Origin of the sequence: uncultured Faecalicoccus sp. (assembly GCF_944325745.1) — a bacterium.
GTDB lineage: Bacteria > Bacillota_I > Bacilli_A > Erysipelotrichales > Erysipelotrichaceae > Faecalicoccus.
This window is the reverse complement of the sequence record NZ_CALVBG010000055.1, coordinates 1-7,589: the sequence shown is the minus strand read 5'-3', so window position 1 is coordinate 7,589 and position 7,589 is coordinate 1. Positions and strand designations below refer to the sequence as shown.

The window sequence follows — 7,589 nt, the reverse complement described above, 5'->3', positions numbered from 1 at the left end:
TATGTGCCGACTTAGCTCAATTGGTAGAGCAACTGACTTGTAATCAGTAGGTTGTGGGTTCAATTCCTATAGTCGGCACCATTTATTTTTGACCCGTTAGCTCAGTTGGTAGAGCATTTGACTTTTAATCAAAGGGTCGGGCGTTCGAATCGCCCACGGGTCACCACTGCAGGTGTAGTTCAATGGTAGAACTTCAGCCTTCCAAGCTGACTACGTGAGTTCGATTCTCATCACCTGCTCCATAAAAAAATTCAGCCGACAGTGTCGGCTTTTTTTATATTTTATTTTATGTTGTTCAAAAATTGGCGGGCTCGCATTTTATCTTTGCTATTCGGATGTCCTTTGGCAATTCCTCCGATTTTTCCAAAGATCGCATATGTATCATATCCGCGACAATGGAACGATCCGCAACATTCGATTTCTTTTTTCTTTAAGAATTGATAAAAAAAGATTGAAAAGTCTATCCAAGGTGCCCCGGCAGTGGTGATGACAAAACATTTTTGATCTTGTCGAAACTTAGTTTTCTCAACAAACACTTTGATTAGCTGATGTACTGAGCCAAAATAAATTCCTGAGGCAAGTCCAATGCGATCGTAAGAGGAAATATCCGGATGAGGTTCTTGAGTCAGATCGATGCTGTCTAAGGAAAAATGTTCACACAGATCATCAACGATTTTTTTTGTGTTTTGATGATGAATCGATGCATATACGATAACTATTTTCATTGGATGATTTCTCCTAACGTTTTTTAAAGAAAAGAACAACTCCTATGATATTAGGAATTGCTCTTTGTTTTATATTTTGCCAACAGTAAGATCATAACAAGATAGACGATCATCATACCGACCACAAACCAGCCGGTAAACGCAAGATGAAACAAATTTTTAAATATCAACACGCCAAAGGTAAAGCCAATTACCATTGTAGTAGATACAAACAAACGCAAAGGGTTCATCGGAATACACGATTTTACAACCGCTAGCATACTGATATATACGATACCGTAATACATAATGGTCTGTGCATTTGTTGTTTCAACAAAAAAATGAATCGAACAAATATAAATCAAAATCATCAAGGCGAACGGAAGCGCCTTTTTCAAGACCACAGGTAAAAAATCTTTAGGGGCCGGATGATGATTCGGCTCCATCATTGTCACAAACGAAGGCCAAGCCTCAATAGCTGCATCGATCAATGTGATCTGGATAGGAATAAACGGAAAGCCAAAACTAAAGTCCGCTCCGCCGAAAATAGAAAGCACACAGATGACTGACAATAATACCGAGTAGATCGTTTTGATAAAAAATACTCCAGCCACGCGAGTGATATTGTTGACAACTCGTCTGCCCTCAAAAAGCACATCAGACAAATTTTTAAACGAAGAATCTAAGAGCACAATTTCAGAGATTTGTTTAACCGCATCATTTCCCTGAGCAATCGCGATACTGCAGTCAGCTTCTCTTAACGCTAAAATATCATTAACTCCATCACCGGTCATCGCAACCTGATGACTCCTTGACTGTAGCCCTTTGACCAGCCATTTTTTCTGTTGGGGAGAGACGCGCCCAAATACTACATTTTCTTCTGCCAGTTTTCCATAATCTGCCGTATCGTCATATTTCGACAAATCAACCACTTTATGTGCATCAATCACGCCAGCCTGTTTAGCCAAAGCACTGACCGCATCCACATGGTCTCCAGAAATGATTTTGATCTGTACACCTTCTTTATGAAACTGTTCAATGGTGTCTTGACAGTTTTCGCGAAGTACATCCTGAATCACGACCAGATAAAGCGCGTCAATCTTTGGAAGATTTTGATGGACCTTTACCTCATCCGCTGTCTTTCCAATCACAATGACACGATTCCCTTTTTTCATTTCCTGTTTCGCTTGTTCAGGTACGCTTTGACATAAGCGCTCCGGCGCTCCTACAACATACGTAATATGATCAAAGACGATTGCGCTCCATTTTCTTTCTGAAGAAAACGGAATTTTAGTTTTTGGCGTATATACATTCTTCGCTTTAAAATATTGCGCCATCGCTTCAAAAGTCGTGTTGGAATCTGTGCTATGGTACAAATATGATGCGATATAGTCTTCATCCTCTTTGGAAACCGCGCTCAATTCCACTATATGATCGACTTTCATTTTTCCTGTCGTTAAAGTCCCCGTTTTATCTAAACAAAGCACATCTACATGAGATAATGTTTCCAGAGCATACAAACGCTGTACTAAAATCTTCTTTTTTCCTAGACGAACTATACCGGCTGCCAAAGAAATGCTCATTAAAAGCACCAGTCCTTTAGGAAGCATGCCTAATAAAGCCGCAGAACTGCTGACTACACTTTGATATAAACCTTCATCACGCATTAAAAAAGCTTCAATGAATAATAGAATTCCTAAAGGAATGATCAAAAAGCACGTAAACCGCGTAACCTTTTTCATCGAATTCAGTAGCTGAGAATTCACCGGTTTCCAGGTACTTGCCTGATCAGCCAGTTTATTCGCATAATTGTCCTTCCCGACATGATTGACTTTAACATAAGCTTGTCCGGCAACCACATAACTTCCAGAAAGTACTTCGTCACCACTTTCTTTTTGGATCGCATCACTTTCGCCTGTCAAAAGACTTTCATTGACTTCCAAACTGCCCGAAACAAGACTAGCATCACAAGAAATCTGCTGTCCTTGTTTTAAAACCATGATATCATCTAGGACAATTTCATCCGCAATAATTTCCTGAATCTTTCCCTCTCTTAACACCGTAGCCTTGGGCGTCATCAAAATAGATAGATCGTCCACCATTTTTTTAGCCTTTAACTCTTGAATGATTCCAATCAGTACATTCATGATGATGATGGCCATAAACAAAAGATTGCTCCAGGCATGAACAAATGCTAACGCGATAGCAATCAATAGATTCAGTAAGTTAAATAAAGTAAATATATTTTCGATTAAGATATCCTTGATCGTCCGACTCACTGTTTTTTCCTGTGTATTGACCAAGCCCCGTTCTACCCTGTCTTTTACTTCCTGCGAAGTAAGACCTTGCAGATTGCCTTCATTTCCCATGATATTCCTCCAAACACTTAAGAATCATTTTATATGGATTAGTTTGAATAATCAATATTTCGAGCAATTGAAATGGATACGATTGCAAACTTATTGAGTCATCCCTTTGTTTTATGGGATGCAGTTCATCTTTTTATGGTTTAACGTTATAGTTAGAAATTGCATAAAGCAATCGACCGTGCAACATCTAGATTCTACGGTCTTCCAAAGCTGTTTTCGCAATTGCACAAAAATATCGCATCGCTTCTTCTGGATACTTTCCTTTGGCAGTCTCTCCCGTCAACATGATACTCGAAGCACCGCGAATGACCGCATCATAGATATCATTGACTTCTGCTCGCGTCGGCGTAGCTTGTCGCTGCATGGAATCCAACATTTCTGTAACGACCATATAAGGTTTATGATGTTTCTGGCAAGCCGCTTCGATCTTTCTTTGAATACGCGGCAGCTGACACAAACCTATCGAACTGCCAAGATCCCCGCGTGCAATCACGATCTCATCACAATAAGGAAATAACGATTCTAAATGATCGATTCCTGCCTGATTCTCGATCTTAGCTAAGATCTTTAAAGATAATCCCAAAGAATCCAATGTTTTTTTCACATGGGCCAAATCTCTAGGGCTGCGAACAAACGGCTGCATGACGCCCGTTATTCCATAGTCTTTGGCAACTCGAAGATTCTCGATATCTTGTTGGGTCAAAGCGGGACTGTCGATTTGCACGCCCGGAAAGAATACCGTTTTTCGCGATTCCAGGATTCCTTCCCGCAATACCTGAACTTGTCCATTGTTCTGGATCACGATCTCCATCTTCCCATCATCCAACAGTACATGTTGTCCTAAAATACAATAAGGCTTCACGAAATCCGGAAATAATAACTGGGATAAAAAATAAGATTTTCCTTTTTCTAGGATCAGAGGCCGCTCTCGCTTTCCCGTGCGGATCTCAGGGCCGATCATATCGATCAAGACCTCTGGCTGGATACCGCAATGTTGCGCTGCCCGGAAAACTTGTTCGAGGATTTCTTTACTTTGAGGGAGCGTTGTATGCGAAAGATTCAGGCGCACGCCACTCATGCCGTCTTGAAACATTTTCTCTAAAACTTCTACTTTTTGACAAGCGGGGCCCAAGGTCCCGTAAATATTCAACTTTTTCATAGTTTAACGCTCCTCATGCTATAATAAGGAAAGAATCGAGGTCATCATGAACAAACATATCATCGCCATGCTTTTATATTTTGCGGCCGCCGCTTTTTTCTTGCTTTATGTATTTTTAGATGTCAATACCATTGTAGTAGGTGCTGTTCTATTGATCGCTGCCGTTATATTTTCACGATCCATAAAAAAATAGGAGAAACGATTCTCCTATAAATTCTGTGTAACTTCTACTTTGACTTTCCCTTCTGATTCCAAATCATAGGTGATCTTTGCCACTTCATCCAAATGATGTTTTAAGATACCGCGAACCGTTTCAAAAACTTCGTCTTCTTTATCTTCGCTTGGGCAATCGTATTCAATACTTGTCACCACATGCTTTTTACCAGAAATTGTCTTCAGTTCATCGATTGCATTCATATTCTTATACCTCGTGATTTTAGTCTAATCTGTTTTATCGCGTTTGTCAAACGGCATAATAATTTAAGATATCCGCCGGTTTCAACCGCGATTTTTCTTCTTGATCCATATCCTGGATCAAACGCCCTTCATTCAAAATGAAAAGACGATTTCCGTTATCCAAGGCATCTTGAATATTATGTGTGATCATCAGTGCCGTCATCTTTTCTTTACGAATCAATTCATTGGTGATCTCTAAGATCTTTTGTGCACTTTTTGGATCCAGAGCTGCCGTATGTTCATCCAACAATAAGATCTTAGGAGGGTTCAACACTGCCATCATCAAAGCCACCGCCTGGCGTTGGCCCCCCGACAACAAACCAATCGGTGTTTTCAATCGATCTTCCAAGCCCATATCCAGTTGTTTCAGCTTTTCTTGAAAGAACGCCCGGTCTTGTTTATGGACCGCAAAAGAAAATTTTCCATATTTCTTTCCCGAGTAGGACAAAGCTAAATTTTCCTCCACCGTCAAATGCGGGGCTGTTCCATGTTCCGGATTCTGAAATAAGCGTCCAATATAACGGGCTCTAACGTGTTCTTTTGTCGCTGTGATATCTTCTCCATCCATCAAGATCTTCCCGTGATTGACTTTCAAAGCACCCGTGATCACATTGAACAAAGTACTTTTGCCGGCTCCGTTGGAGCCTAACATCGTAATGAAATCACCATCATTGATTTTTACACTTAAATTTTCCAGAGCTACCTTTTCCAACGAAGTCCCTTTATTAAAAATGACCGATACATTTTCTAACTCAAGCATTTTCTTTCTCCTTTAACTGTTTCAGATAAGGAATCGAGATCGTCAAGGCCACCAGAACAGCCGACATCAAATTCATATCCGTTGCCGGGATCCCAAATTGTAATGCGATCGTATATAAAAGGCGATACAAACAAGCTCCCAAAATACACGAAGCCAAACCAAACCCGATCGTACGCTTGCGAATCACAGCTTCCCCAATAATAATGCCGGCCAAGCCTAACACCATCATCCCGGTTCCTCCGGTCACGTCGGCAAAATTTTGGTACTGCGCCAAAAGGCCGCCGGAAAGAGCCACAAAACCATTGGCCAAAGCCATGCCCAAAAATTTCATCGTATCGACATTGATGCTGCTGGATTTGACCATCGTCTCATTATCGCCTGACGCCCGAAGCATCAAGCCTGTATTGGTTTTAAAGAATACAAACAATACGATTCCCAATACGATACTGATCAAAAGCAGGATCCCAAAAGTAAACGGGATCATCGTAAATAAAGATTCGGTATTCAGTAAAGCGATATTCGGAGCCCCGGACATGATTCGAAGATTGATCGAATACAGTCCCGTCATGGTCAGGATCCCCGCCAATAAAGCATGGATCCGCATCTTCGTCTGCAAAAAAGCAGTAATCAAGCCACAGATTCCTCCGGCTACAAAACTCAGAAGCAGGCCTAAAAAAGGATGCCCGTTCAATGTACAAACGGCACAAACGGCTGCACCGGTCGTAAAACTGCCGTCCACTGTCAGATCCGGCACATTCAAAACGCGAAAAGAAATATAAACACCCAGAGAAAGGACTGAAAAAATCAGTCCTAATTCTAAAGCTCTTTCAATGATTGCGATCGACATCGCATTCCCTCCTATTCCATGATGACAAGACGTTCATTATTTTGTATCTCTTCCGGCAACGTCAGTCCCAACTGATCTAAAGCCGACTGATTAATATAAATATTCAGATCGTCTTTAAATACTTTGACAGGCATTTCAGAAGGATCTTCTCCATTCAAGATCGCATCCACCATATTGGCTGTTTCAATGCCTAATTCTTCATAATCGATTCCCACCGTTGCTAGACCGCCATCTTGGACCATGGAATCTGCCCCTACAAAGAATGGTGTTTGCGCATCTAAGGCAATCTGTGATAAAGCTGCCATCCCGCTGGCAACTGTATTATCATTCGGAGCAAAGAGAATATCTACTTGTTCGCATAACACGCTGGCAGAACTTTGAAGTTCCGTTAAATTCGACCCGGTTCCTTCGACCAAGGTCAAACCTTTTTGATCACAATACTCTTTAGCACTTTCTAGATTCGATACCGAATTCGCTTCGCTGGCATTGTACAAAAAGCCCACCGTCTTGGCTTCCGGAACAAGTTGTAAAGCCAGATCTAAGATTTGGTCCACCTGCACTTCATCACTGGTTCCCGTAATATTTCCACCCGGTTTTTCTAAAGATTCCACTAAGCCGGCTCCTACCGGATCACTAACAGCGGAGAAAACAACTGGGATTTCTTCAGAAATGTTGGCAGCGGCTTGTGCGGTCGGGGTGGCGATCGCGACCACAACGGCTGCATTTTCATCTTGATATTGTGACATGATTGAATTTAAATTGTTGATCTGTCCCGAAGCATCCGCATAGTCATAGCTCACATTCTTGCCGTCTTCATACCCTAACTCTTCCATCTGATCCGTAAACGCATCGCGAATCGTATTCAAAGAGGTGTGGCTCACCAATTGGGCAACCCCAATCGTCGGCATTTCAGTTGAACCGGATGAAGAACATCCAAACAATAAGGAACTTGCCATAAAGGCTGCCATCAATTTCGATAAAGTTTTCATTTTTTCTCTCCTTTTCTTTATCTCTTGTTTGGATAGCTTTTCGGGGTAAAAAAAATCCCGTGTCAAATCACTTTGACACAGGACAAATCATTCGATCTGCGGTACCACCTGTATTGGTAAAACTTACCCACTCAATAGAAAATGCTATCACATTTCTCTTGTTGTAACGTACAAGTCACGTCTTGGCTACTACGATTTCACCTCGCCCTTGGAAGTCCATTTGCAGAATCGTTACGACTGGGCTTACACCCTCCCCAGCTCGCTTGGCGCACATCTTTCTGTTTGATCTCTTCCGCCTTGGTTTC

General features: G+C 41.6%; 8 protein-coding genes and 3 tRNA genes. 4 read left to right on the top strand and 7 right to left on the bottom strand.

Translation table 11 applies throughout. From position 1 onward, the window contains the following. Positions 1 to 5 precede the first annotated feature (5 nt). From Q0J48_RS05815 to Q0J48_RS05805, 3 genes are all read left to right on the top strand, one after another. A tRNA-Thr gene (locus Q0J48_RS05815) sits at positions 6 to 81 on the top strand. Between the two features lie 9 nt (positions 82 to 90). Then, positions 91 to 166: transfer RNA gene (locus Q0J48_RS05810), tRNA-Lys, on the top strand. Positions 167 to 168: 2 nt separating this feature from the next. After that, a tRNA-Gly gene (locus tag Q0J48_RS05805) sits at positions 169 to 242 on the top strand. 39 nt (positions 243 to 281) lie between these two features. Here Q0J48_RS05805 and Q0J48_RS05800 read toward each other — a convergent pair. The 3 genes from Q0J48_RS05800 to Q0J48_RS05790 form a co-directional block, all read right to left on the bottom strand. Next, positions 282 to 725 carry a flavodoxin domain-containing protein gene (locus tag Q0J48_RS05800; protein ID WP_296242452.1) on the bottom strand — a complete coding sequence of 148 codons (444 nt, stop codon included), beginning with the start codon at positions 723 to 725 and terminating at the stop codon, positions 282 to 284. 50 nt (positions 726 to 775) lie between these two features. Next, positions 776 to 3,073, bottom strand: coding sequence for an HAD-IC family P-type ATPase (locus tag Q0J48_RS05795; RefSeq protein ID WP_296242451.1), 2,298 nt, complete (start codon positions 3,071 to 3,073; stop codon positions 776 to 778). 187 nt (positions 3,074 to 3,260) lie between these two features. Further along, positions 3,261 to 4,232, bottom strand: coding sequence for a pyruvate kinase (locus tag Q0J48_RS05790; RefSeq protein WP_296242450.1), 972 nt, complete (start codon positions 4,230 to 4,232; stop codon positions 3,261 to 3,263). Between the two features lie 46 nt (positions 4,233 to 4,278). Here Q0J48_RS05790 and Q0J48_RS05785 point away from each other — a divergent pair, with 46 nt between their 5' ends. Continuing rightward, positions 4,279 to 4,425, top strand: a complete 147-nt coding sequence (locus Q0J48_RS05785) for a hypothetical protein (protein ID WP_296242449.1) — start codon at positions 4,279 to 4,281, stop codon at positions 4,423 to 4,425. Positions 4,426 to 4,439: 14 nt separating this feature from the next. Here the strand turns inward: Q0J48_RS05785 and Q0J48_RS05780 are convergent, their stop codons facing one another. The 4 genes from Q0J48_RS05780 to Q0J48_RS05765 are packed head-to-tail and all read right to left on the bottom strand — an operon-like array spanning position 4,440 to position 7,284. Beyond that, a complete protein-coding gene (locus Q0J48_RS05780; RefSeq protein ID WP_296242448.1) occupies positions 4,440 to 4,649 on the bottom strand; it encodes a hypothetical protein in 210 nt (69 codons plus the stop codon). A gap of 46 nt (positions 4,650 to 4,695) precedes the next feature. Then, the gene (locus Q0J48_RS05775; protein ID WP_296242447.1) at positions 4,696 to 5,448 is read right to left on the bottom strand and encodes an ATP-binding cassette domain-containing protein; all 753 of its coding nucleotides are present in this window, start codon (positions 5,446 to 5,448) and stop codon (positions 4,696 to 4,698) included. After that, positions 5,441 to 6,295, bottom strand: coding sequence for an ABC transporter permease (locus tag Q0J48_RS05770; RefSeq protein ID WP_296242446.1), 855 nt, complete (start codon positions 6,293 to 6,295; stop codon positions 5,441 to 5,443). Before Q0J48_RS05770 ends, Q0J48_RS05775 begins: the two co-directional genes overlap by 8 nt. 11 nt (positions 6,296 to 6,306) lie before the next feature. Next, positions 6,307 to 7,284, bottom strand: coding sequence for an ABC transporter substrate-binding protein (locus tag Q0J48_RS05765; protein WP_296242445.1), 978 nt, complete (start codon positions 7,282 to 7,284; stop codon positions 6,307 to 6,309). Positions 7,285 to 7,589 lie beyond the last annotated feature (305 nt).